Annotated in this window: 23 protein-coding genes; 13 read left to right on the forward strand and 10 right to left on the reverse strand. The window is 64.6% G+C overall.

Annotation, left to right across the window (positions count from 1 at the left end):
• Positions 1 to 43: 43 nt before the first annotated feature.
• Genes FJ940_RS05610 through FJ940_RS05620 form a run of 3 tightly spaced genes read right to left on the reverse strand, consistent with a single transcriptional unit; the run spans position 44 to position 2,666 of the window.
• Positions 44 to 397: a DUF488 domain-containing protein gene (locus FJ940_RS05610; protein WP_140655703.1), complete on the reverse strand. Its 354-nt coding sequence runs from the start codon at positions 395 to 397 to the stop codon at positions 44 to 46.
• 23 nt (positions 398 to 420) lie between these two features.
• On the reverse strand, positions 421 to 1,677 hold the full coding sequence (locus FJ940_RS05615; protein WP_140655706.1) for an aminopeptidase: 1,257 nt from the start codon (positions 1,675 to 1,677) through the stop codon (positions 421 to 423).
• On the reverse strand, positions 1,674 to 2,666 hold the full coding sequence (locus tag FJ940_RS05620; RefSeq protein WP_140655709.1) for a LysR substrate-binding domain-containing protein: 993 nt from the start codon (positions 2,664 to 2,666) through the stop codon (positions 1,674 to 1,676). Before FJ940_RS05620 ends, FJ940_RS05615 begins: the two co-directional genes overlap by 4 nt.
• Positions 2,667 to 2,759: 93 nt before the next feature.
• On the opposite strand from FJ940_RS05620, the gene FJ940_RS05625 reads away from it, so the two are divergent.
• The 3 genes from FJ940_RS05625 (at position 2,760) to sbmA (ending at position 5,572) form a co-directional block, all read left to right on the forward strand.
• The gene (locus FJ940_RS05625; protein WP_140497946.1) at positions 2,760 to 2,960 is read left to right on the forward strand and encodes a hypothetical protein; all 201 of its coding nucleotides are present in this window, start codon (positions 2,760 to 2,762) and stop codon (positions 2,958 to 2,960) included.
• Positions 2,961 to 3,036: 76 nt separating this feature from the next.
• On the forward strand, positions 3,037 to 4,197 hold the full coding sequence (locus tag FJ940_RS05630; RefSeq protein WP_140514745.1) for a YbfB/YjiJ family MFS transporter: 1,161 nt from the start codon (positions 3,037 to 3,039) through the stop codon (positions 4,195 to 4,197).
• Positions 4,198 to 4,312: 115 nt separating this feature from the next.
• Positions 4,313 to 5,572 (forward strand): peptide antibiotic transporter SbmA, encoded by a 1,260-nt coding sequence (sbmA, locus tag FJ940_RS05635; protein ID WP_140497950.1) that lies wholly within the window; start codon positions 4,313 to 4,315, stop codon positions 5,570 to 5,572.
• 36 nt (positions 5,573 to 5,608) lie between these two features.
• Here sbmA and FJ940_RS05640 read toward each other — a convergent pair whose 3' ends face one another.
• A complete protein-coding gene (locus tag FJ940_RS05640; protein WP_140514949.1) occupies positions 5,609 to 6,622 on the reverse strand; it encodes a polysaccharide deacetylase in 1,014 nt (337 codons plus the stop codon).
• A gap of 191 nt (positions 6,623 to 6,813) precedes the next feature.
• On the opposite strand from FJ940_RS05640, the gene FJ940_RS05645 reads away from it, so the two are divergent.
• A complete protein-coding gene (locus FJ940_RS05645) occupies positions 6,814 to 7,479 on the forward strand; it encodes a tetratricopeptide repeat protein (RefSeq protein ID WP_140514747.1) in 666 nt (221 codons plus the stop codon).
• Between the two features lie 3 nt (positions 7,480 to 7,482).
• A complete protein-coding gene (gene der / locus FJ940_RS05650) occupies positions 7,483 to 8,916 on the forward strand; it encodes a ribosome biogenesis GTPase Der (protein WP_140655712.1) in 1,434 nt (477 codons plus the stop codon).
• A gap of 74 nt (positions 8,917 to 8,990) precedes the next feature.
• Here der and FJ940_RS05655 read toward each other — a convergent pair whose 3' ends face one another.
• Entirely contained in the window at positions 8,991 to 9,911 is a 921-nt protein-coding gene (locus FJ940_RS05655) for a LysR substrate-binding domain-containing protein (RefSeq protein ID WP_140497956.1), read from the reverse strand.
• Between the two features lie 116 nt (positions 9,912 to 10,027).
• Between FJ940_RS05655 and FJ940_RS05660 the strand changes: the two genes are divergently transcribed.
• The 7 genes from FJ940_RS05660 (at position 10,028) to FJ940_RS05690 (ending at position 15,644) form a co-directional block, all read left to right on the forward strand.
• Positions 10,028 to 11,356 (forward strand): MFS transporter, encoded by a 1,329-nt coding sequence (locus tag FJ940_RS05660; RefSeq protein ID WP_140655715.1) that lies wholly within the window; start codon positions 10,028 to 10,030, stop codon positions 11,354 to 11,356.
• A gap of 100 nt (positions 11,357 to 11,456) precedes the next feature.
• Positions 11,457 to 12,638 (forward strand): cell wall hydrolase, encoded by a 1,182-nt coding sequence (locus FJ940_RS05665; protein ID WP_140655718.1) that lies wholly within the window; start codon positions 11,457 to 11,459, stop codon positions 12,636 to 12,638.
• Between the two features lie 256 nt (positions 12,639 to 12,894).
• On the forward strand, positions 12,895 to 13,293 hold the full coding sequence (locus FJ940_RS05670; protein WP_140558291.1) for an AtpZ/AtpI family protein: 399 nt from the start codon (positions 12,895 to 12,897) through the stop codon (positions 13,291 to 13,293).
• Between the two features lie 87 nt (positions 13,294 to 13,380).
• The gene (locus FJ940_RS05675) at positions 13,381 to 14,139 is read left to right on the forward strand and encodes a F0F1 ATP synthase subunit A (protein WP_140497962.1); all 759 of its coding nucleotides are present in this window, start codon (positions 13,381 to 13,383) and stop codon (positions 14,137 to 14,139) included.
• An 84-nt stretch (positions 14,140 to 14,223) separates the two neighbouring features.
• Entirely contained in the window at positions 14,224 to 14,448 is a 225-nt protein-coding gene (locus tag FJ940_RS05680) for a F0F1 ATP synthase subunit C (RefSeq protein WP_140497964.1), read from the forward strand.
• A 94-nt stretch (positions 14,449 to 14,542) separates the two neighbouring features.
• Positions 14,543 to 15,142: a F0F1 ATP synthase subunit B gene (locus FJ940_RS05685; RefSeq protein WP_140497966.1), complete on the forward strand. Its 600-nt coding sequence runs from the start codon at positions 14,543 to 14,545 to the stop codon at positions 15,140 to 15,142.
• Between the two features lie 10 nt (positions 15,143 to 15,152).
• Positions 15,153 to 15,644: a F0F1 ATP synthase subunit B gene (locus FJ940_RS05690; RefSeq protein WP_140497968.1), complete on the forward strand. Its 492-nt coding sequence runs from the start codon at positions 15,153 to 15,155 to the stop codon at positions 15,642 to 15,644.
• A gap of 291 nt (positions 15,645 to 15,935) precedes the next feature.
• Here FJ940_RS05690 and FJ940_RS05695 read toward each other — a convergent pair whose 3' ends face one another.
• Together FJ940_RS05695 and FJ940_RS05700 are read right to left on the reverse strand one after the other, a co-directional pair.
• Positions 15,936 to 16,631: a ribonuclease HII gene (locus tag FJ940_RS05695; RefSeq protein WP_140497970.1), complete on the reverse strand. Its 696-nt coding sequence runs from the start codon at positions 16,629 to 16,631 to the stop codon at positions 15,936 to 15,938.
• Between the two features lie 142 nt (positions 16,632 to 16,773).
• Positions 16,774 to 17,928 carry a PA0069 family radical SAM protein gene (locus tag FJ940_RS05700; RefSeq protein ID WP_140514951.1) on the reverse strand — a complete coding sequence of 385 codons (1,155 nt, stop codon included), beginning with the start codon at positions 17,926 to 17,928 and terminating at the stop codon, positions 16,774 to 16,776.
• Positions 17,929 to 18,078: 150 nt separating this feature from the next.
• Between FJ940_RS05700 and FJ940_RS05705 the strand changes: the two genes are divergently transcribed.
• A complete protein-coding gene (locus FJ940_RS05705; protein WP_140655905.1) occupies positions 18,079 to 18,603 on the forward strand; it encodes a glycosyltransferase in 525 nt (174 codons plus the stop codon).
• A 148-nt stretch (positions 18,604 to 18,751) separates the two neighbouring features.
• Here the strand turns inward: FJ940_RS05705 and FJ940_RS05710 are convergent, their stop codons facing one another.
• From FJ940_RS05710 to FJ940_RS05720, 3 genes are all read right to left on the reverse strand, one after another.
• Positions 18,752 to 18,997 carry a hypothetical protein gene (locus FJ940_RS05710; protein WP_140497974.1) on the reverse strand — a complete coding sequence of 82 codons (246 nt, stop codon included), beginning with the start codon at positions 18,995 to 18,997 and terminating at the stop codon, positions 18,752 to 18,754.
• Between the two features lie 322 nt (positions 18,998 to 19,319).
• Positions 19,320 to 19,874: a molybdenum cofactor biosynthesis protein B gene (moaB, locus tag FJ940_RS05715; protein WP_140497976.1), complete on the reverse strand. Its 555-nt coding sequence runs from the start codon at positions 19,872 to 19,874 to the stop codon at positions 19,320 to 19,322.
• Positions 19,861 to 20,763, reverse strand: a complete 903-nt coding sequence (locus FJ940_RS05720) for a 4-(cytidine 5'-diphospho)-2-C-methyl-D-erythritol kinase (RefSeq protein WP_140497978.1) — start codon at positions 20,761 to 20,763, stop codon at positions 19,861 to 19,863. The genes moaB and FJ940_RS05720 overlap by 14 nt, the downstream gene beginning before the upstream one ends.
• Positions 20,764 to 20,774: the final 11 nt, after the last annotated feature.

Here is a 20,774-nt window from a genome sequence, read left to right on the forward strand (position 1 = left end):
GCATGGATCCTCGGGTCAAGCCCGAGGATGACGAAGGGACAGGTCACTGTCCTCTCAGATACCCCGCCAGTGCCACGGCATTGTTGTGCGCCTCGTCATGGGCGCCGTAGAGCAGCGTCACCTTACCGTCGCGGAGCAGGGCGCGCAGTTGCGCCACGGCCTCGCCATTGCCTTCCAGTTCGGCACGATACCGCTTCTGGAACTCGGCCCATCGTTCGGACTCGTGCCCGAACCACTTGCGCAAGTCGGTGCTCGGCGCGATGTCCTTCAGCCATAGCGCCAGCGCGGCATGCTCCTTGCTGACGCCACGTGGCCAGACTCGATCGACCAGGACCCGCTGCCCGTCATCGAACGAGGGTGGTTCATACACCCGCTTGACCGCGATCTCGAAGGCCATCCGCTCTCCTTCGTGCGCTCCCGTCAGGCCCACTCGCCCTTGCGCATGACCGGCACGCGGCTGCCGTCCTTGCCGACGCCTTCGATGTCGATCTTGTCCGAGCCGATCATCCAGTCGATGTGGATGAAGCTCTTGTTGCCGCCGCGCTCCGCGATCTCGGCCTGGCTGAGCGAGGCGCCGTCGACGAAGCACTTCGAATAGCATTGGCCGAGCGCGATGTGACAGGCGGCGTTTTCGTCGAACAGCGTGTTGAAGAACAACAGGCCGCTCGCCGAGATCGGTGAGGAATGCGGCACCAGCGCCACTTCGCCAAGCCGGCGTGCGCCCTCGTCGGTGTCCAGCACTTTCTTCAGCACGTCCTCGCCCTTCGAAGCCTTCGCCTCGACGATCCTGCCGCCCTCGAAACGCACCGAGATCTCGTCGATCAGCGTGCCCTGGTAGGAGAGCGGCTTGGTCGATGAAACATGGCCTTCCACCCGCCGCGCATGTGGCGTGGTGAAGACCTCCTCGGTCGGGATGTTGGGATTGCAGGTGACGCCGTTCTTGGCGGTGGAGGCGCCGCCCATCCACTCATGGCCGTCGGCCAGCCCGACCGTCAGGTCGGTGCCCGGCCCGGTGAAATGAAGCGCATGGAAAGCATGGCCGTTGAGCCATTCGGTGCGGCTGCGAAGGGCGGCATTGTGCGCCTTCCAGTTGCCGATCGGATCTTCCACGTCCACCCGCGAGGCGGCAAAGATGGCGTCGGCGAGCTTGGCCACCGCAACGTCGTCGGCATCATCGGGGAAGACCTGCTTGGCCCAGGCGAGGTCCGGATAGGCGACGATGTTCCAGTTGATGTCGAAGCCGGTGATCTTCTCCAACGCCGGCTGGTAGGCCATCGAATTGGCCTTGTTGGCGCGCGCCACTTTCGCCGGGTCCTGCGCCGACAAAAGCGAGGGATCCTCGCCGCGCACGGCAAGTCGCGCCGCATTGTTGGAGAAGGCTTTGGCCATGCCTTCATAGAGCCAGCCGGCGGCGCGGTCGAAGCCGGCGTCCGCGCCATAACGAAAGCGCGCCAGCGTGATCTCGTCATCGTTGAAGATCGGCGTCACCAGCCCCGCGCCGGCCTTGTAGGCATGCTCGACGATGCGCCGGGTCAGCGGCAGCGCGGCGATGGAGGAGGTCAGCACCAGGTCCTGCCCGGGCTGCAATTGCAGCCCCACTTTGATGGCGACTTCGGCCAGCCTGTCGAGCTTCACCGGGTCGATCGTTGCGGAAACGCCGCGCGAATGTGTGGTCATGATCCTGCCTGCCGTAGTTTGATGTCGGACTCTACATAGACCGGCGCCACGGTGCTTTCCACCGTGATCGCGTCGCTCGTGCCCGCCTTCGCTGAGCCGAACCGCGCCATCGTCGCCTCGATCTCTTCCCGGATCCAGAGCTTGAAATCCCGGACCTTGCGGCTTTCGGCCTTGGCGGCGGAGGTCACCAGCCAATAGCCAAGCCCGCTCTGGGCGCGGATCCCGAACGGCGCGACGAGCCGCCCGTCGGCCAGCGCGTCGGCGGCGAGCAACTGCCAGCCCAGCATCACGCCATGGCCGGCAATCGCCGATTCCAGGCAAAGCATCGGATCGGTGAAGCGAGCGCCCTTCAGGAAGGTGACGGGTTCGACACCGGCCGCGGCGAACCAGCTTTCCCAGTTGATCATCGCCCGTTCGTCGGTGATCGCGCAGGTCTGGGCAAGGTCTTCGATCGATTTCAGTTTCTTCGCTATCGAGGGTGCGCAGACCGGGAACACCTCTTGTGCCAAAAGCAACTCCGCCTTGCCGCCCGGCCATTTGCCGTCGCCGAGCCGGATGGCGATATCGATATCGGAATGGTCGAGGTCGGCCAGCCGCACCGAGGCGTCGATGCGCAACAGCACGTTGGGATGCCGGGTGAAGTGATGCGACAGCCGCGGCAGCAGCCATTTCGAGGCGAATGCCGGCGCCACGGAAACCACCAGCGTGCATTGGCGCGCCTCGTCGGCCAGCGCCACGGCCTGGGTGAGCTCGCGGAAACCCGCGCCGAGGCGCATCGCGAACATGGCGCCGAATTCCGTCAGGACCAGCCCCTTGGCCGTTCGCTCGAACACGGCCTGGCCGAGCTGCTGTTCCGCGCGCTTTATCTGCTGGCTGACGGCGCTGGCCGAAACGTTGAGTTCGCCGGCGGCCGCGGCGAGCGAGCCGAGACGGGCGACGGTCTCCACGGCGCGAAGGCCGTTGAGGTGGACGCGGTTGAGCATGGCCATTGAGTTTTTCTAAACCAGCGGGGCTGAAATCTCAATTGAAAGTGATGCCGAAAACGCAGACTTTATTCACGGGACAGGCCTGCGGAGGCTGACATGTTGAGGCTGTTATCGTCGCTCAAGATAGTATTCCCTGTGCACGAGCCGCCATACGGTGGCGAAGCGGTCGCCTGGCTGGCCGATCCGCTTGCGCATCCCGTGCTCGACGCCATGTCGGAGCGTGAGCTCGGCGACATACCGTTCCGGCTGACGGCGCGACGCACCGCCCACGAGACGGCGCAAGCGGGCTGCCGCTGATTGGTGCTGACGGTCCGGCGCCTGGCCCAACGCAAGCACGTTGTGTCGCCGGTCTTCGCACTTATTGTGCACCGCGATGACATCCGCCACCTCAACAGCGCTGCGGTTCGCTTTCGCCGGCATGATCGCCATGGCTGTCGCCATGGGCATTGGTCGTTTCGTCTATACGCCGATCCTGCCCGGCATGATGGAAGAACTCCATCTGTCGGCGGCCGATGCGGGCTGGATCGCGTCGGCCAATTATCTCGGCTACCTCGCCGGCGCCTTTGCCGCGGCGGGCGGCTGGGCGCATGGGCGCGAGCGCCTGCTGATGCTGGCCGGCCTCGGCGCCAGCGCCTTGCTTGCCGCGCTGATGGGGCTGTCGGATACGATCGCCGCGTTTCTCGTCATCCGCTTTCTTGCAGGCCTGGCCAGCGCCTTTGTCATGGTGTTCCTGGCCAGCATTGTTTTCAGCCATCTTGCCGCGGCCGGCCGCAGCGATCTGCAGGCGTGGCATTTCGGCGGCGTCGGCCTCGGCATCGCCCTGTCCTCGGTGCTGATGGCGGCCCTGGTCAGCGAACATGCCGGCTGGGCGGCGGGCTGGCTGTGGTCGGCGGCGATCTCGGCTTGTGGCTTCGTCGTCGTGGCGCTGTTGGTGGACAGCGGTCCGCTGGCCAGCGGCGATACCGGCCGCGAGCCGGCGCTGCCAAAAGACCGCTCGCTGACCAAGGTGATCGTCGCTTACGGCTTGTTCGGCTTCGGCTACGTGGTAACGGCTACCTTCCTTGTCGCCATTGTCCGGCAAGGCGGCGGCGGACGCGTGTTCGAGGCGGTGGTCTGGATGGTCACCGGTCTTGCCGGCTTTCCCTCGGTCTGGCTCTGGCAGAAGATATCGGCGCGGATCGGCCTATACGCGACCTATGCGCTGGGATGTTTCGTCGAGGTCGTCGGCATTGTCGCAAGCGTCGCGGTGGGCGGGCGCACCGGGCCGCTGCTCGGCGGCCTGCTCGTTGGCGGCACGTTCATCGCCATCACCGCGCTTGGCCTGCAGACCGCGCGGCAACTGGCGCCACAGGCCCCCCGGCGGACCTTCGCCTTGATGACGGCTTCGTTCGGTCTTGGCCAGATCATCGGCCCGATTGCCGCCGGGCTCCTGGCGCAGGCGTCGGGCGATTTCTTCCTTGCCTCGATCGCCGCCGCGGCCGTTCTGGTCGCCTCCGGCGTCATCATATGGTCGGCCGCGCCAAAATCGCCATGATTGTGGGTTTGCTCGGTGCCGGGCATCGGGCATGGGCATTTTCTTTCCCCCTAATGTGTGACTTTATGCCTGCTGAACCCAGCTGATTTGCGCAAAAATCGAGGAATTCGCCACAGTGTTCGTATCCTTCTTCCCGCAGCCGAAGCTGTTTTTCTCTTCGGCCGCCGTCTGGAGCCTTGCGGCGATCCTGTTCTGGTTTTTCGGGGGTGAGCAACTGGGCGCCGTCTTCGGCCTGCCGCCGGCAGCAGCCGGTGCACCGCCCATTATCGGCATCGCCGTCCTCGTCTCGAAGCCGTTTCTCTGGTTCTACATCTACTTCGCGTTCTGCGTGGTCGCTTTCTATGCGTTCTGGAGCTGGTATTCGCCGCATCCGTGGCAACGCTGGTCGATCCTGATGACGGCGGTCATCCTGTTCTTCATCTATTTCAATGTGCAGGTCAGCGTCGCCGTCAACGCCTGGTACGGGCCCTTCTTCGACTATGTGCAGGGGCTGATGTCGGGCACCGGAAAATCGACCAACGCCGAATTCTACATTGGGCTGGCCGATTTCTCGTGGCTTGCGCTGGTCGGCATGAACGTGCAGGTGGTCAACGCCTTCATCGTCAGCCATTGGATCTTCCGCTGGCGCACGGCGATGAACAACTATTTCGTCGAGAACTGGGGCAGGCTGCGCCACATCGAGGGCGCCTCGCAACGTATCCAGGAGGACACGATGCGGTTTTCCCAGATCATGGAAGATCTGGGTTCCAGCTTCGTCCAGTCGATCATGACGCTGATCGCCTTCCTGCCGGTCATGATCCAGTTGCAGGCCCATATAACCGAGTTGCCGATCATCGGCGCGATCCCCCAGCCATTGGTGGTCGCGGCACTGGCCTGGTGTCTGTTCGGAACGATTTCGGTCATGATTGCCGGCATGAAGCTTCCAGGGCTGCAGTTCCGCAACCAGCGCGTGGAGGCGGCCTACCGCAAGGAGCTCGTTTACGGCGAGGATCATGCCGACCGGGCCCAGCCCGCCACCACCGCCGCGCTGTTCGCCAATGTTCGCCACAATTATTTCCGGCTGTATTTCCACTACATCTATTTCAATGTCGTCCGGTACACCTACCTGCAGGCCGACAATATTTTCTCGCTGCTGATCCTCGGGCCGTCGCTGGTCGCCCACAAGATAACGTTCGGCGCGCTGAACCAGATTTCGAATGCATTCGGCAAGGTGACAGGTTCCTTGCAGTTCCTGCTCACCTCCTGGTCGACCATCGTCGAACTGCAATCGGTGCATAAGCGCCTGCGCGCCTTCGAGGCGACGCTGCAGGGCGAGCCGCTGCCGGAAATCGACCAGCGCTATCTGGCGCGGCAAGGCGCCGAGGATCCCGCTTAAGTCAGGAAAGACCTGGGTGCGAAACGGGTCGGCGGCTCAGCCGCCGACGGAAGCCTGCTTCTGGCCAGAACCCTGCCGCGAGATGTAATCGCGAAAACTGATGCATTCGACGTCTGATTTGACGCAGACCTCGCCGGCAAAACGCTCCAGCGCGTTCCAGTAGGCGCCGTCATTCATCAGCGCGAAATGGAAGCCGAGTTGCAGCGGAACGCGCTTGCCCCGGTATTGATCCTCGAAGGCGGCGCGGAAAGCCTGGTAGGTGCGGTCCGCGAACTCGCCTGCCTTGCTCGGCCGCTCGAAGCCGCCGGAATGCCTGACATAGAGATTGTAGTCCATGGCGATCACCGGCCGCGATTTCGGTCCTTCCGGGATCTGCGGCAGTGAAAAGCGCGCGAGGCCGGCGGTGGTCGGCGGCTGGACCGGGCCGCGCGAGACGCCGCTGGCGTCGAACCGGTAACCGGCGGCGGGCAGCGCCTCGTAGAGCGCCTTGCTCGTCGACAGATAGGGCGCGCGGAAGCCAACCACCGCATGCCGCGCGAAATCGCGCCAGCCGGTCGGCTCGGGCTCGATGCCGTTGATCGCATAGGCGTTTTCGAGGATGTGCTCGAACGAGGCGAACTCCTTCAGCCAGTCGGCCTTGCTCCAGTCCTTGCCGTCGAAATGGCCGCAGCCATGACTGGCGATGTCATGGCCTTCCGATGCCGCAAGCCCGATCTGCTCCAGCCGCTGGCTCACTTCCTGCGTCGAGGCGGCGAAGCCGATGTTGGATTTGCCCGATGTCTTGCCCGGCGCGGTGTATTGGCTGCGCGTTTCGGGTGACAGCAGGAAGACACAGGAGAGGAAATAGGTGAAATGCGCTCCGGTGCGCTTCGCCAGCGCCCGGCTGCGCTTCCATTGCGAGATGTCGCGGGCGCTGTCGAAGGAGATGATGACGACCTGCTTCGGCCTTGCCGGCAAAGGCGCCCGCGAGCCGGGTGGATCGGCGAAAGCCGCACCGGCCGTGGCAAGCGAAGCGAGACAGAACGCGGCAACGCGAGACGAAAAGGATATTGGCAACAGCTACTGACCCCGGGGCGGTTTTGGCCCCGCTATAGCGCAAATGTGGCGTGGGTGCGGTGGCCTTTTCGTCCGTTTGCCCCGCGAATAGGTGATTTTCCGGTCGAACCCCTTCCATGCCGACAAAATTTCGCTAAAACGCGGGCTCGCGAACGCTCCGGCCCGGGGCAGGAATGGTTTTATTGATGTCCGACGACAGTTTTATCCGTGAAGTCAACGACGAGATCCGTCGCGAACAGGCGCAGAAGCTGTGGGACCGTTTCGGCCCGGCCCTGCTTGTGGTCGCGGTGCTGGTCGTGCTCGGCACCGCCGCCTTCGTCGGCTACCGCTACTGGGACGAGACCCGCGCCAACCGTTCGGGCGATGCCTTCTCGCAAGCGTTGAAGCTGGCCAATGACGGCAAGAACGACGAGGCGCTGGCCGCGCTCGATCAATTGGAGAAGGATGGCTACGGCGCCTATCCGCTGCTCGCCCGCATGCGCGCTGCCACCGTCAAGGCCGACAAGGGCGACGTCGATGCCGCCGTCAAGGATTTCGACGAGGTGGCGGCCGACGCCGCCATTCCCCAGGGCATTCGCGACATGGCGCGGTTGAGGGCGGCGCTGCTGCTGGTCGATCACGGCTCCTTCGCCGATGTGTCGAGCCGCGTCGAGGCCCTGACCTCGGACACCAACACGCTGCGCCACACCGCGCGCGAGGCGCTCGGGCTGGCCGCCTGGAAGGAAGGCAAGACCCAGGATGCGCTGAAGCTGTTCGACCAGATCGCCGCCGATGACGGTGCCCCGCGCAACACCCGGGAACGGGCGACCCTGATGTCCGAGCTGATCCGCGGCTCGGGCAGCGCGTCGTGACATATGAGCTTCAAAGTCGCCATCATTGGCCGGCCTAACGTCGGCAAATCGACTCTTTTCAATCGGCTGGTGGGAAGGAAGCTGGCGCTTGTCGATGACACGCCGGGCGTCACCCGCGACCGCCGCGTCCATGCGGCAAAGCTTTACGACCTGCATTTCGACGTCATCGACACTGCGGGTTTCGAGGACGCCGCCGCCTCGACGCTGCCCGGCCGCATGCGTGCGCAGACCGAGATCGCTATCCGTGAGGCCGACCTGATCTTCTTCACCGTCGACGCCAAATCCGGCCTGTTGCCGGACGACCGGACCTTTGCCGAGATCGTGCGCAAATCCGGCAAGCCGGTCGTGCTGGTCGCCAACAAGGCCGAGGCGAAGGGCGCGCAGGGCGGCATGCTGGAGGCCTGGGAGCTCGGGCTTGGCGAGCCGGTTCCGGTCTCGGCCGAACACGCCCAAGGCATGCCCGACCTGCGCGACGCGGTGATCGCCGCACTTGGCGAGGCGAGAGCCTTTGGCGAGGATGAGGACGACGACGAGGAGATCGCCTCCAGCGAGGTGCTGATCGGCGAGGATATCGCCGATCCCGACGCCGACGAGGTGCCGGCCTATGACGACACCAAGCCGATGCGCATTGCCGTCGTCGGCCGCCCCAATGCCGGCAAGTCGACGCTGATCAACGCACTGATCGGCGAGGAGCGGCTTTTGACCGGACCGGAAGCCGGCATCACCCGCGATTCCATCTCGGTCGATTGGGACTGGCGCGGCCGCCGCATAAAATTGTTCGACACCGCCGGCATGCGCCGCAAGGCCAGGATCCATGAAAAGCTCGAGGTCATGTCGGTGCAGGATGGCCTGCGCGCCATCCGCTTCGCCGAGATCGTCATCATCGTGCTCGACGCCACCATCCCTTTCGAGAAGCAGGATCTCCAGATTGCCGACCTGATCATCCGCGAGGGCCGCGCGCCGGTGATCGCCTTCAACAAATGGGACCTGATCGACAATCCGCAGGAACTGTTGGCAGAACTGCGCGAGAAAACCGAACGGCTTTTGCCGCAGGCGCGCGGCATGCAGGCGGTGACGGTTTCGGCCGAGACCGGACGGGGCCTCGACAAGCTCATGGAAGCCGTCATCCGCACGCACAAGGTCTGGAACAGCCGCGTCTCGACCGGCAGGCTCAATCGCTGGCTGGAAGGCATTCTTGCGCATCATCCGCCGCCCGCGGTTGCCGGTCGCCGGCTGAAGGTTAAATATGTCACGCAGGCCAAGACGCGCCCGCCGGGCTTCGTCGTCTCGTGCTCGCGCCCGGATGCGATGCCGCAATCCTATGTCCGCTATCTCACCAACAGCCTGCGCGAAGCCTTCGACATGCCGGGCGTACCGATCCGCATGGCGTTGAGGACTTCGGACAATCCCTTTGCCGGCAGGGCCAAGAAGCGCTGACGTCCGGGGGAAGGGTGCCAACCCTTCGACGCGGTGTAGACCCTGGAATGACGAAGAGGGGCTGCGACCAGGGCCTAGGCGACCTTCAGCAGGTTCTCATCCGTCCGCGCGCCCTCCGGTAGTGCCTGCCGCGCCGCTTCCAGCAGGATATCGGCGAGGCGGGCGGCCACCGGTTCGGGTTCGGCATCCCTGCGGTGCAGGAACAGCGTCATCCTGGGCAGCGCCGGCAGACCGGCAATCTCCGGCGTCATCGCGCTGACGCTGGCCGGCAGGCCGATGTCGGTGCGGATCGTCAGCCCGAGCCCGGCTGCCACAGCCGCCCAGATGCCACCAAGGCTCGGGCTGGAGAAGGCCATGCGCCAGGGCAGGCCGGCGCGGTCGAGCGTTTCGGTTGCGACCGTGCGCAACAGGCAAGGTGCTTCCAGCGCCACCAGCGGCAGCGGCTCGCCATGGCGCAGGCTGGTCTCGATGCGCTTTGCCGGGCCGATCCAGCGCATCTGCACGTCGGCGACATGCTGGCTGTATGGCAGCGTCGCGCCGCTGTGCCAGGCAAGTGCGATGTCCAGGCTGCCCGAGATGATCCGCTCCGCGAGCTCATGGCTGCGCGCGATGCGGGCCTCGATCTTGACTTTGGGATGGGCACGGGCGAAGCGGCCGAGCACGTCAGGTAGCACCGCCTCGCCAAAATCCTCCTGCAGGCCGAGCCGCACCCAGCCTTCCAGCTCGACATCATGGATGGCGGCGGCCGCCTCGTCATTGAGCTCGACCAGCCGCCGCGCATAGCCGAGCATGGTCTCGCCGGCTTCCGTCAGTGCCAGCCCGCGTCCCGACTTGCGGAAGATAGGCGTCGCCGCCTGCTCCTCCAGTTTCTTCAACTGCGCGCTGACCGCCGAGGTCGAGCGGCCAAGCCGGTCGGCCGCCTTGGCGAAGCTGCCAAGCTCCATTCCGGTGACGAAGCTTCTGAGGACGTCGAGGTCGAATGTCACGCGTCGCATGATAATCCCGTTTTTTAGGATTGTGCGTCAAAAACTTCCTGATTTTATGGACAAAGCTATGGCGATAGACATGCGCCGTCAAGGCCGGTCACCGGGCCGCAAACGGGAATGAAACCATGTCCGCCATCGTCACCCGCACCGATTGTCAGTCGACGCCACGGGCCGAAGGCTCCGGCTCCAGGACCTTCGCGCCCAACCACCGCTGGAAGGTGCTGGGCATCGGCGTCGCCGCCAATGCCGGTTTTTCCGCTACTTTCTCCGGCATACCGGCAACCGCGGTGCTGATGCGGCAGGGCTATCATCTCGGCAATGCTCAGCTCGGCCTGGCGCTTGGCCTTCTCGGTCTGGGCGTTGCGCTCAGCGAACTGCCCTGGGGCCTGCTCACCGATCGCTGGGGCGATCGCCGTGTGCTTTTGACCGGGCTCGGCGCCACGGCGGCGTGGCTGTTCCTGATGGCGTTGCTCATCGTTCCATCCTCGTCCGGCGAGCCGGGCGTTCATGTCCTGGCCGCTGCCTTGCTCGTCACCGGCCTGCTCGGCGGCAGCGTCAACGGTTCGAGCGGCCGCGCCATCATGGGCTGGTTCCGCGAAGGCGAGCGCGGATTCGCCATGAGCATCCGGCAGACGGCGGTGCCGCTTGGCGGCGGGCTGGGCGCTCTTGTCCTGCCCTCGCTTGCCGCCAGGCATGGCTTCGCGGCGGTCTATGGCCTGCTCGCCGCCTTCTCCGTGATCTCCGCCTTCTTCGCCTGGCGGTGGCTGCACGAACCGCCGACGCAGGGTTCGGCCGCGCCGACTGTTCTGGCCGGGCCCCGGCCGCTGCGCAATGTCGAGGTCTGGCGCATCGCAGCGGCCATCGGCCTGCTGTGCTTTCCGCAAGTGGCCGTACTCACCTTCGCATCGGTCTTCCTGCACGACTTCGCCGGCATGGGGACCCTGGCCACCAGCGCAAGCCTCGCCGCCGTGCAGACCGGCGCCATGGCGATGCGCGTCTGGAGCGGCCGCTTCACCGACCGCCACGGCAACCGCCGGCCGTTCCTGCGCCTGTGCAGTGCGCTCAGCGCGCTTGCCTTCACGCTGCTCTGGCTGCTGGTCCTGGCCAGCCCGACCATATCAGGCGGCCAACCCGTCGTGATGGCCACGCTTCCCGTGATGCTGATTGTCGCAGGCATCCTGGTCTCCGCCTGGCATGGCGTCGCCTACACCGAGCTTGCCACGCTTGCCGGCGCTGGCCATGTCGGCACCGCGCTCAGCCTGGCCAACAGCTTCGTTTTCATAGGTTTCTTCCTGGTTCCGGTGGCCATTCCGGGGCTCTTGCATCTCTGGTCCTGGCCCGGCGTTTGGTTGTCGGCGGCGGCGTGCGCGTTGATCGCGTGGCCCATCTTCCTGCGGCCGGCCTCCATGTCCGTCCCGCCGCAAAACCGCCCCACTTCGCAACCACGAGCCTGAGCCGACCGGGAAAACCCGATCGAAGCTGTTAACGTCCCATCAAGGTTAATGCATCATTTTGCTCTCCAGTGGGGTCAGTAGCGTTCCTGGAGAGAGTTCCGTGCATCGACGTGTCTTGACGCGCCTTGTTGCCGTCGCCGGTGAGAAGAAACGCAGCCTCGTGGCACCTTTCATCGTCGGCCTCGGCATCTGGATCGGATTTCCGACGGTTTCCGCCTACCAGGATATGACGAGCCTCGTTTCCGGCCTCGAGGCGCCGACCCGCTGGAATTCCTATGTCGAGAAATCCGTCGCCGGATCGGTCCATGCCGCCGAGATGCCGTTTGTCGACGACGCTGTGACGGGTTCGCTCTCCGGATCGGGGGTGCGCCTGCCCGGCGTAGGCGCCGTCTCCTTTCGCGGCAAGGGCGGCAAGGTCAGCACCACGCCTGATGAGGACCGCATCGTGCGCGCCGACAAGAAGGGCCGCATCGTCCAGATCTCTCCCGTCGCCCCGCCGAAGAACTTCAACGCCGGCTCGATCTTCGAGCGCACCTCATCCCTGCTGCGGCCCAGCATGGACAGCGGCCTGAAGATGGCTTTCGCCAAACCCGAGATCAAAGGCAAGGAAATCCAGATCGCCGCGGCATTCCATGCGCGTGAGGACAAGAAGCCGGATCCCGGCGTGTCGCCCATGCTCGCCGCCCTGGTCAATAATGACCATCCGGATGTGCTGGCGACGGCCTATGCCCAGGCCGCGCCCGATTATGCCAAGGCGTCGCCCTTCGAGGCCCTGCTCCAGGACGAGGAGCCCAACAGCGGCCGTTTCATCCCGCCGATGGCCAAGGGCGACCATTCTTGGATCCAGAATCCGCTTCCGGCGAGCGTCTTCTCCAAGCCCGAGCAGAAATGCCTGGCCAACGGCATCTACTTCGAGGCGCGGGGCGAATCCGTGCGCGGCCAGGCCGCCGTCGCCCAGGTCATCCTCAACCGTGTCCGCAATCCGGCCTATCCCAATTCGATCTGCGGCGTCGTCTACCAGAACGACAGCTGGTTCAACCGTTGCCAGTTCTCCTTCGCCTGCGACGGCAGGAAGAAGCGCATCGACAACCCGGTCGCCTACAAGACCGCGCAGGATGTCGGCATGGCGGTGACCGCCGGCAAGGTCTTCATTCCAGAAGTCGGATCGTCGACCCATTACTATGCCAATTACGTCCATCCCAACTGGGCGCGTACGATGCAGAAGATGACCAAGATCGGCCTGCATATCTTCTACCGCACCTATGGCGGCGGCTGGAGCTGAACGCCCGATAGGCGTCCATATTTTTGCGCGGCTGCGCGGTCTCTCGAAGAGCCGTCGCGCGGAGGATTCGCTCAAGGCGTCCGCGCCGCCATGGCGGGCACGATGTCGCACCTCTCTATTATATTGATTTCATTGTATAAAATACATGGTAACGAACTTCCGCCCGTGGCTTGACGGGCGCAAACCCTCTAACTATGTTGCCGGCGACTTTAGAAGCGGACGGACGGTGACGGTCTGCCCGGGCAGGGGGGTTGCGATGGCCGATGAAACTGGGCCAGGCGGAACCGGAGAAACCGGCCGCGGCAAGCAGCACGAAGCCGCCATCCGCGACGACGAACTTGAGCGCCGCCGGCGTGAACTTGAAGCATCGCTTGCGACAAGACGGCCGGACCGGCTCGAGGGGAAAGACGCGAAACCAGTGACCGGGTACGGTCAGGCACTCAAGCTGTCCAGCGAGTTCATCGCCGGGGTGGTGGTCGGTGCCGCCATCGGCTGGATCATCGACCGTCTGGCGGGGACATCGCCATGGGGTCTGATCGTGTTTCTGCTGCTTGGTTTTGGCGCGGGCGTGCTCAATGTCATGCGTTCGGCAGGCGTTGTGGCGGAATTCGGACAGGGCGACAAATCGCGCTCTGGCCGCAACGACAGCAAGTGACCGCTCTTCAGGCGGCATTTGGAAATAGCCGCCTTTCGACGGGCGGCATGGTAACAAGGCCGCATGCGGCACTGACGGGGTTTGAACGTGGCAGCTGACAAGGTCGATCCGATCCACCAGTTCCATATCAACAAGCTGATACCGATCGATATCGGCGGCTACGACTTGTCCTTTACCAATTCGGCGCTGTTCATGGTCGCGACCGTGGTCGTCGCCGCGGCATTCCTGTTTCTGACGACGTCGAGCCGCAGCCTCGTTCCCGGCCGGCTGCAATCGATCTCCGAAATGGCCTATGAATTCGTCGGCAACATGTTGCGCGACGCCGCCGGCACGCAGGGCATGAAGTTCTTTCCCTTCGTGTTTTCCCTGTTCATGTTCGTGCTGGTCGCCAACCTGCTTGGCCTGTTCCCGTATTTCTTCACCGTCACCAGCCACATCATCGTCACCTTCGGCCTCGCCGTCTTGGTTATCGGCACCGTGATTGTCTACGGTTTCGGCAAGCACGGCCTTGGTTTCCTCAAGCTGTTCGTGCCGCAAGGCGTGCCGGTGTTCCTGCTGCCGCTGGTGGTGCTGATCGAAGTGATCTCCTTCGTCTCGCGCCCCGTCAGCCTTTCGGTTCGTCTGTTCGCCAACATGCTCGCCGGGCACATCACGCTGAAGGTCTTCTCCGGCTTCGTGGTCAGCCTCTCGGCGCTGGGCGCGGTCGGCGTCGCTGGCTCGGTGCTGCCGCTGGCGATGGCCGTGGCGTTGACCGCGCTCGAACTGCTGGTCGCCTTCCTTCAGGCCTATGTCTTCGCGGTGCTGACCTGCATGTACCTCAACGACGCCCTGCACCCGGGGCACTAATCAAAAGTTTCCGGCGCAAGAGTTTCCAACATTGCCGCCGGAATGGAATCGCAACGGAATTTCAGATCCAAAGGAGTTGAACAAATGGACGTAGAAGCAGCAAAGTACATCGGCGCCGGCATCGCTTGCCTCGGCATGGGCGGCGCGGGCATTGGCCTCGGCAACATCTTCGGCAGCTACCTCTCGGGCGCGCTGCGCAACCCGTCGGCGGCCGATGGCCAGTTCGGCCGTCTGATCTTCGGCTTCGCCGTGACCGAAGCTCTGGGCATCTTCTCGCTTCTCATCGCGCTGCTGGCCCTGTTCGGCTGAGCCCCTGTTTGGCTGAGCCGCTATTTGGCTAAGCTATGGGAAGATTGGACAGGCCGGCCGCGAGAGCGGCGGGTCTGATATCAGGGGATAGTCCATGTTCGTGACATCTGCCTTTGCGCAAGAGTCCGCGCCTGCCACCGAGGCTGGCCACGCTGCGACGGAAGGCGACACGCATTCCGGCACCAGCGTACCTGCCGAAGCGCATGGCATGTTTCCGCCATTCGATCCGGCGACGTTTCCGTCGCAGCTTCTTTGGCTGGCGATCACGTTCGGGCTCTTCTACCTCTTCCTGAAGAGGGTGGTGGTGCCGCGCGTCGGCGGCATCATCGATGTCCGCAACGACCGTATCAGCCAGGATCTCGATCAGGCCGCGAAGTTGAAGGGCGAGGCCGACGCTGCCGTTGCTGCTTACGAGCAGGAATTGGCGGAAGCCAAGAAGAACGCCAACGCCATCGGCCAGCAGGCCAATGACGCGGCCAAGGCGGAAGCCGAGACCGCGCGCAAGAAGATCGAGGCCGCGCTCGACGAGAAGCTCGGCGAGGCCGAGGCGCGCATTTCTTCCATCAAGGCCAACGCCATGAAGGAAGTCGGCAGCATCGCCGAGGACACTGCCTCGGCGATCGTCGAGGCGTTGGTCGGCGGCAAGGCCAGCAAGGCCGAGATCGCGGCCGCGGTCAAATCCGTGGCCGGGTGAGGAGCGCATCATGGACGCCACATCTCTTGCAACGCTCTGGGCCACGATCGCCCTGGTCATCTTTTTGGGCATCGCCATCTACATCAAGGTGCCCCGCCTGATCGCCAAGGCGCTCGATGCCCGCGCCGCCAGGATCAGCAGCGAGCTTGACGAGGCGCGCAGGCTGCGCGAGGAGGCCCAGCAGCTGCTTGGCCAATACCAGCGCAAGCGCAAGGAAGCCGAGCAGGAGGCCGCAGACATCGTCGCCGCGGCCAAGCGCGAAGCCGAACTGCTCGCCGCCGAGGCGCACAAGAAGACCGAGGACTACGTCGCGCGGCGCACCGCTCTTGCCGAACAGAAGATCGGCCAGGCCGAGCGCGAGGCGATCGGCGAAGTGCGCGCCAGCGCCGTCGACATTGCCGTCGAAGCCGCTCGCACGCTGCTCGCCGGCAAGATCGACGCCAAGGCCGGCGCGGATTTGTTCAAATCCGCGCTCCAGGATGTGAAGGCGAAGCTGAACTGAGCCTTGACCGACGCAGAACAATCAAAAGCCGCCTGGGCAACCTGGCGGCTTTTTTGTTGGAGCAGTGCGCAGAAGCTGCCAATCTCCCCCCTCGTGGGGGAGATGCCCGGCAGGGCAGAGGGGGGCGCTGTCCCGCCAGCCTGTCAGACAATCCCTCAGACAATCCCTGCGCTGCCTTGCGACTTCTGCGTGAGTAGAAGTAGTTCTGGAAGGTAGCGATCTTTCGCGCCCCCCTCTGTCCTGCCGGACATCTCCCCCACGAGGGGGGAGATCAGCTATATCGCTGCCGGCTCACTCCAGCCCGGCGAAGCTCTCTTCTTCCACCACCTCGGCACCTTCAAGCCTGAATGGCGCGAACGACACGCGGTGCAGCCGCGCCACCGGCCCGTGCGTCTCGATCGCGGTGCGATGGCGGACCGTGGCATAGCCCATATGCACTTCGAAGCCGTAGTGCTGGTGATGGCTGCCGCAGCCGCACATCATGCGGTCGCGCATCACCTTGGCGACGATCGAGGCGGCGGCTATGGATTGCGAGCGCTGGTCGCCCTTGATCAGCGCGCGCCCCGTGCAAGGCAGGCCCGGCGGCACGTCGCGCCCATCGGCAAGCGCGAGCTTCGGCTGCACCGGCAGGCCGGCGACCGCACGGCGCATCGCCTCCAGGCTCGCCTTGAGGATGTTGCTGCCGTCAATGCCCTCGGCGCTGACCGAGGCCATCGACACGCCGAGCGCGGAGCCGATGATGCGCACGAACAGCGCCTCGCGCTGCAAATGGCTGAGCCGTTTGGAATCGTCGAGGCCGTCGGGGATGTTGGCAGGGTCGAGCACGACCGCAGCCGCCACCACCGGTCCGGCCAGCGGGCCGCGTCCGGCCTCGTCCATCCCCGCGACCGGCCACAGGCCTTCGGCCATCGCCTTCGTCTCGAAGGAGAAATCGGGTTTCTCGACGATTTCGAAGAGAGGCGGAGAATCAGAACGCGCGCGAGCCATGTTGCGGCGAGGTTCGCATCGGCTCTGATTCTCCGCAAGTCCCTCCGGGTCGGGTGGGGCGCCGGACCGGGAGGGCACCGTCTGCAGGCCGGGGCAGGCCGGACGGGATTTTTTCGCCACGGCGGCAAACAGCCGCGGTCGTTCAAAGCAGCATCAACTGCTCCTGGTCCTTGCCGGCGGCGACGAACTGGTCGGTCCGCAGCGTGCGCCGCTCGGCATTGAGACCGAGCCGCTTGGCGGTGATTTCGAAGCGCCGGCCGATCTGCCAGGCGTAAGGACCCGCGCCCTTCATGCGCTTGCCCCATTCCGAATCGTAATCCTTGCCCTCGCGCATCGAGCGGATCAGCGACATCACATGGCGATAGCGGTCGGGATAGTGGCGCAGCAGCCAGTCCTTGAAGATCGGGCTGACCTCGAGCGGCAGGCGCAGCACGACATAGCCCGCCTCGCGTGCGCCGGCATGGTGCGCCGAATCGAGGATGCGTTCCATCTCCTGATCGGTCAGCCCGGGGATGATCGGCGCCACCATGACCGAAGCAGGGATGCCGGCATCCGCAAGCTGCCTGATCGCCTCCAGCCGCTTGGCCGGCGTCGAGGCGCGTGGCTCCATGGTGCGCGCCAGCATGCGGTCGAGCGTGGTCACCGACAACGCCACCTTGGCGAGGCCCCGTTCAGCCATGCGTGACAAGATGTCGATATCGCGCGTCACCAGGGCGGATTTGGTGACGATGCCGACCGGGTGGCCGCGCGCCTCCAGCACTTCGAGGATCTCGCGCATGATCCGGTACTGCTTCTCGATCGGCTGGTAGGGATCGGTATTGGTGCCGATGGCGATGGTTCGCGGCTGGTAACCGTCCTTCGACAGTTCCTTGTCGAGCAGGCGCGCCGCGTCGGGCTTGGCGAACAGTTTGGATTCGAAATCCAGCCCCGGCGACAGGCCCATGAAACTGTGCGTCGGCCGCGCAAAGCAATAGACGCAGCCATGCTCGCAGCCGCGATAGGGATTGATCGAGCGGTCGAAGGAGATGTCGGGCGATTCATTGCGGGTGATTATGGTACGCGGCTTCTCGACCTGCACCTCGGTCTTGAAGGGAGGCAGTTCCTCCAGCGAGTTCCAGCCATCGTCGAAGACATGCCGGCTGACCGGCTCGAACCGGCCGGACGGGTTGATGCCTGCCGACCGGCCGCGGTTGCGGTCCGGACGCACGCGCATGCCGCTCTGCTCGATCATAGCATTGGCCATTTCGGCTCGTCCTGCTCCGAAGGCGGCAATGTCGGCGCGCATGATCGGTTCCATCTTCGCCCGCTCCCAGGGACTGTCCATGTTGTTTCGAATCGCTCTGCTCATGAATTTAATCCTATTTGCCGAACGAGAACAAAGCAAGAACTTTCTATGGTGCGCCGCAAAAACTGGCGCTGCGTTCCGCTTTCCGCTATTCGGCAAATGATGCTCACCGTTCTCATAGAGACCCACAATGACGAGGAGGGCCTCGCTCGCACCCTGGCGACGCTGATCGGCGGCGCGGTCGAGGGCGTGGTGCGCGAGGTCATCGTCTGCGACACCGGTTCCACCGACCAGACTCATCGCGTCGCCGAGCATGCCGGGTGCCAGTATGCGACCGACGGCGTCGCGGCGGCCATCCGGCACGCCAAAGGCGATTGGCTGTTGCTGCTGGAACCGGGCGCGCGGCTGGTCGACGGATGGATCGACGAGGTCGTTGCGCATACAGCGAGGCAAACCATGGCGGCGCGGTTTTCACGCACACGCGCCGGCCGCGCGCCATTCCTGGCCCGGATCTTCTCGGGAAACCGTGCCTTGGCCGACGGGCTGCTGATCAGCAAGCGCCAGGCCGCGTCCTTGTCGAAAAAAGCCGGCAGCGCCGAGGCCCTCGCACGCGGCCTGGCGACCAACCGGCTGGATGCCGAAATCTGGGCCGCTCCGGCAAAACAAGAGCACCGCCTGTCCAAATGATTTTGCAGCTGCTCTGTCTACGTGCGTTGCACATGTGACGCGCAGCTAGTTTCCGATCACGCGGGTGGCGGCGCGCCGGCCGCGGCTGATGATGGAAGTGGTTTCGGTGTCTCGCGGTCCTCGCGCCGGCGCTTCCACGGCGAGCCGGTCATTCGCTAAAACGCATCTCCACAGGCATCCAGCGAAGACGACGTCTGGCTTGACGCTCTGCCTTGCTTTCCGCGTCGTAGTCGACCGGGATCGGTTCCTGACTGAACGACCTTTGATCGTCCAGGGCGTTGATGATGACGATTGCCCTGGCATCGTCCTCTCCGGCGATTGCGGCGGTATAGACACCGCATTCACCGCAGATCAGGTAGTCGGCCGTCCCCAATCCAAAACGGTATTTCTTCAATCGCTGGATGTCCTTGACTGAGATGACCAGCCTGCCGTCCGGATCGGCGACGGCGCGCGAGCCATGCTTGGTACAGAACGAGCACTGGCAGGCGCGAACCTCGATTGTCGATGGATCGAGCTCGGTTGAAAATCGAAGGCGTATGTTGCCGCAATGGCACCCGCCATTATGCACTGTCATCGCGTCCGCCCGTCTTCAACGGCGATGGCCGCCGCCGCGAGACGATACGTCCTGCCGCATCCGGTTTGGAATGGTCTTTCGAAGGCGAAGGCGGTGTTCTGCCTGGCAAACGCGGCGTGAAACCAGCGCCTTGCCTCGGCTTTCACGGAGCCGACATGCCGCGCCGCAGGTGCTCGTCCAGGCGCGGCATGATCTCGACGAAGTTGCAGGGCATGTGCCGGTAGTCGAGCTGCGCCTTCAAGATGCCGTCCCAGGCATCCTTGCAGGCGCCGGGCGAGCCCGGCAGCACGAAGACGAAGGTGGCGTTGACGACGCCGCCGGTCGCCCGGCTCTGGATCGTGGAGGTGCCGATCTTGTCGTAGGAAATGCGGTGGAACACCTCGGAAAAACCATCCATGCGCTTTTCGAAGATCGGCTCCAGCGCGTCCGGCGTCACGTCGCGCCCGGTGAAGCCGGTGCCGCCGGTGGTGATGACGACGTCGATGTCCTTGTCACGCGACCACGCCAGAACCTTGTCGCGGATCTTGTCGCGGTCGTCGGTGACAATGTCGCGGGCGGCGAGGATGTGGCCGGCATCCGCGATGCGATCGGCCAGCGTCTGGCCGGACCTGTCGTCGGCAAGGCTGCGCGTGTCGGAAACGGTCAGCACCGCGATGCGGACCGGAATGAAGGAACGGCTCTCGTCAGTCCTGGCCATGGGCATCTGCCTCCGCCGTCATGCTGCGCGTCGCGGCGACGAACCAGTCGGGTTGCCGGGCGCGGATGTCCGCGGCCGCGCGCTTGGCGACATTGCCGGTCTCGAACAGGCCGAAGCACGTGGCGCCGGAACCCGACATGCGGGCACAACCGGCCCCGGCCTTGTTCAGCACCGAAAGTGCCTTGCCGATGGCGGGCTCGATGGCGCGGGCCGCCGGCTCGAGATCGTTGCGCGTTATCTCCAGCCAGTTGCGCAGGCCGTGGAAGTCAACCACATGCGGCAGCGGCGGCAGCGCATCATTGTCGCGCCGCGACAGCGCGTTGAATACGTCGGCGGTCGAGACCGCCTTGCCGGGATTGACCAGCACCAGTCCGAGCGCCGAGAAATCAGGCACGATCGACAGCTCCTCGCCGATGCCGCGTGCAATCAGCGGCCTGGCTGCCAGACACATGGGAATATCGGCGCCAAGCGAAAGCCCGATCCGCGCCAGCGCGACATCGTCGATGTCGAGTTGCCAGCTTGCCGCAAGCCCACGCAGAACTGCTGCCGCATCGCTCGACCCGCCGCCGACGCCGGAAGCGACGGGCAGGTTCTTTTCGAGCTTGATGGCGACCGGCGGCGTGCCGCGAGGACCGGCTGCCTGCCGCAGCGCGTCACGCGCCCTGAGCACCAGATTGCTGCCGTCGACGGGAACATCCGGAGCGTAGCGGCCGGACACGCTGAAATCGTCTCGCTCGGCAAGCGCGATCTCGATCCTGTCGCCAAAGCGCGTGAACACCGCCAGGCTTTCGATCAGATGATACCCGTCATCGCGCCTGCCGGTGACATGCAGAGCGAGGTTTATCTTGGCGGGCGCCGGCCATATCCGGACGCGCTGGCCGGATTCCAGGCTCTCGATTG

The organism is Mesorhizobium sp. B2-3-7, assembly GCF_006442695.1.
In the GTDB taxonomy this organism is placed as follows: domain Bacteria; phylum Pseudomonadota; class Alphaproteobacteria; order Rhizobiales; family Rhizobiaceae; genus Mesorhizobium.

Coding starts and splice junctions, on each gene's coding strand:
- FJ940_RS05610 (WP_140655703.1), bottom strand. CDS start 397: ATGGCCTTCGAGATCGCGGTCAAGCGGGTGTATGAACCACCCTCGTTC.
- FJ940_RS05615 (WP_140655706.1), bottom strand. CDS start 1,677: ATGACCACACATTCGCGCGGCGTTTCCGCAACGATCGACCCGGTGAAG.
- FJ940_RS05620 (WP_140655709.1), bottom strand. CDS start 2,666: ATGGCCATGCTCAACCGCGTCCACCTCAACGGCCTTCGCGCCGTGGAG.
- FJ940_RS05625 (WP_140497946.1), top strand. CDS start 2,760: ATGTTGAGGCTGTTATCGTCGCTCAAGATAGTATTCCCTGTGCACGAG.
- FJ940_RS05630 (WP_140514745.1), top strand. CDS start 3,037: ATGACATCCGCCACCTCAACAGCGCTGCGGTTCGCTTTCGCCGGCATG.
- FJ940_RS05645 (WP_140514747.1), top strand. CDS start 6,814: ATGTCCGACGACAGTTTTATCCGTGAAGTCAACGACGAGATCCGTCGC.
- der (WP_140655712.1), top strand. CDS start 7,483: ATGAGCTTCAAAGTCGCCATCATTGGCCGGCCTAACGTCGGCAAATCG.
- FJ940_RS05655 (WP_140497956.1), bottom strand. CDS start 9,911: ATGCGACGCGTGACATTCGACCTCGACGTCCTCAGAAGCTTCGTCACC.
- FJ940_RS05660 (WP_140655715.1), top strand. CDS start 10,028: ATGTCCGCCATCGTCACCCGCACCGATTGTCAGTCGACGCCACGGGCC.
- FJ940_RS05670 (WP_140558291.1), top strand. CDS start 12,895: ATGGCCGATGAAACTGGGCCAGGCGGAACCGGAGAAACCGGCCGCGGC.
- FJ940_RS05680 (WP_140497964.1), top strand. CDS start 14,224: ATGGACGTAGAAGCAGCAAAGTACATCGGCGCCGGCATCGCTTGCCTC.
- FJ940_RS05685 (WP_140497966.1), top strand. CDS start 14,543: ATGTTCGTGACATCTGCCTTTGCGCAAGAGTCCGCGCCTGCCACCGAG.
- FJ940_RS05690 (WP_140497968.1), top strand. CDS start 15,153: ATGGACGCCACATCTCTTGCAACGCTCTGGGCCACGATCGCCCTGGTC.
- FJ940_RS05695 (WP_140497970.1), bottom strand. CDS start 16,631: ATGGCTCGCGCGCGTTCTGATTCTCCGCCTCTCTTCGAAATCGTCGAG.
- FJ940_RS05700 (WP_140514951.1), bottom strand. CDS start 17,928: ATGGAACCGATCATGCGCGCCGACATTGCCGCCTTCGGAGCAGGACGA.
- FJ940_RS05705 (WP_140655905.1), top strand. CDS start 18,079: ATGCTCACCGTTCTCATAGAGACCCACAATGACGAGGAGGGCCTCGCT.
- moaB (WP_140497976.1), bottom strand. CDS start 19,874: ATGGCCAGGACTGACGAGAGCCGTTCCTTCATTCCGGTCCGCATCGCG.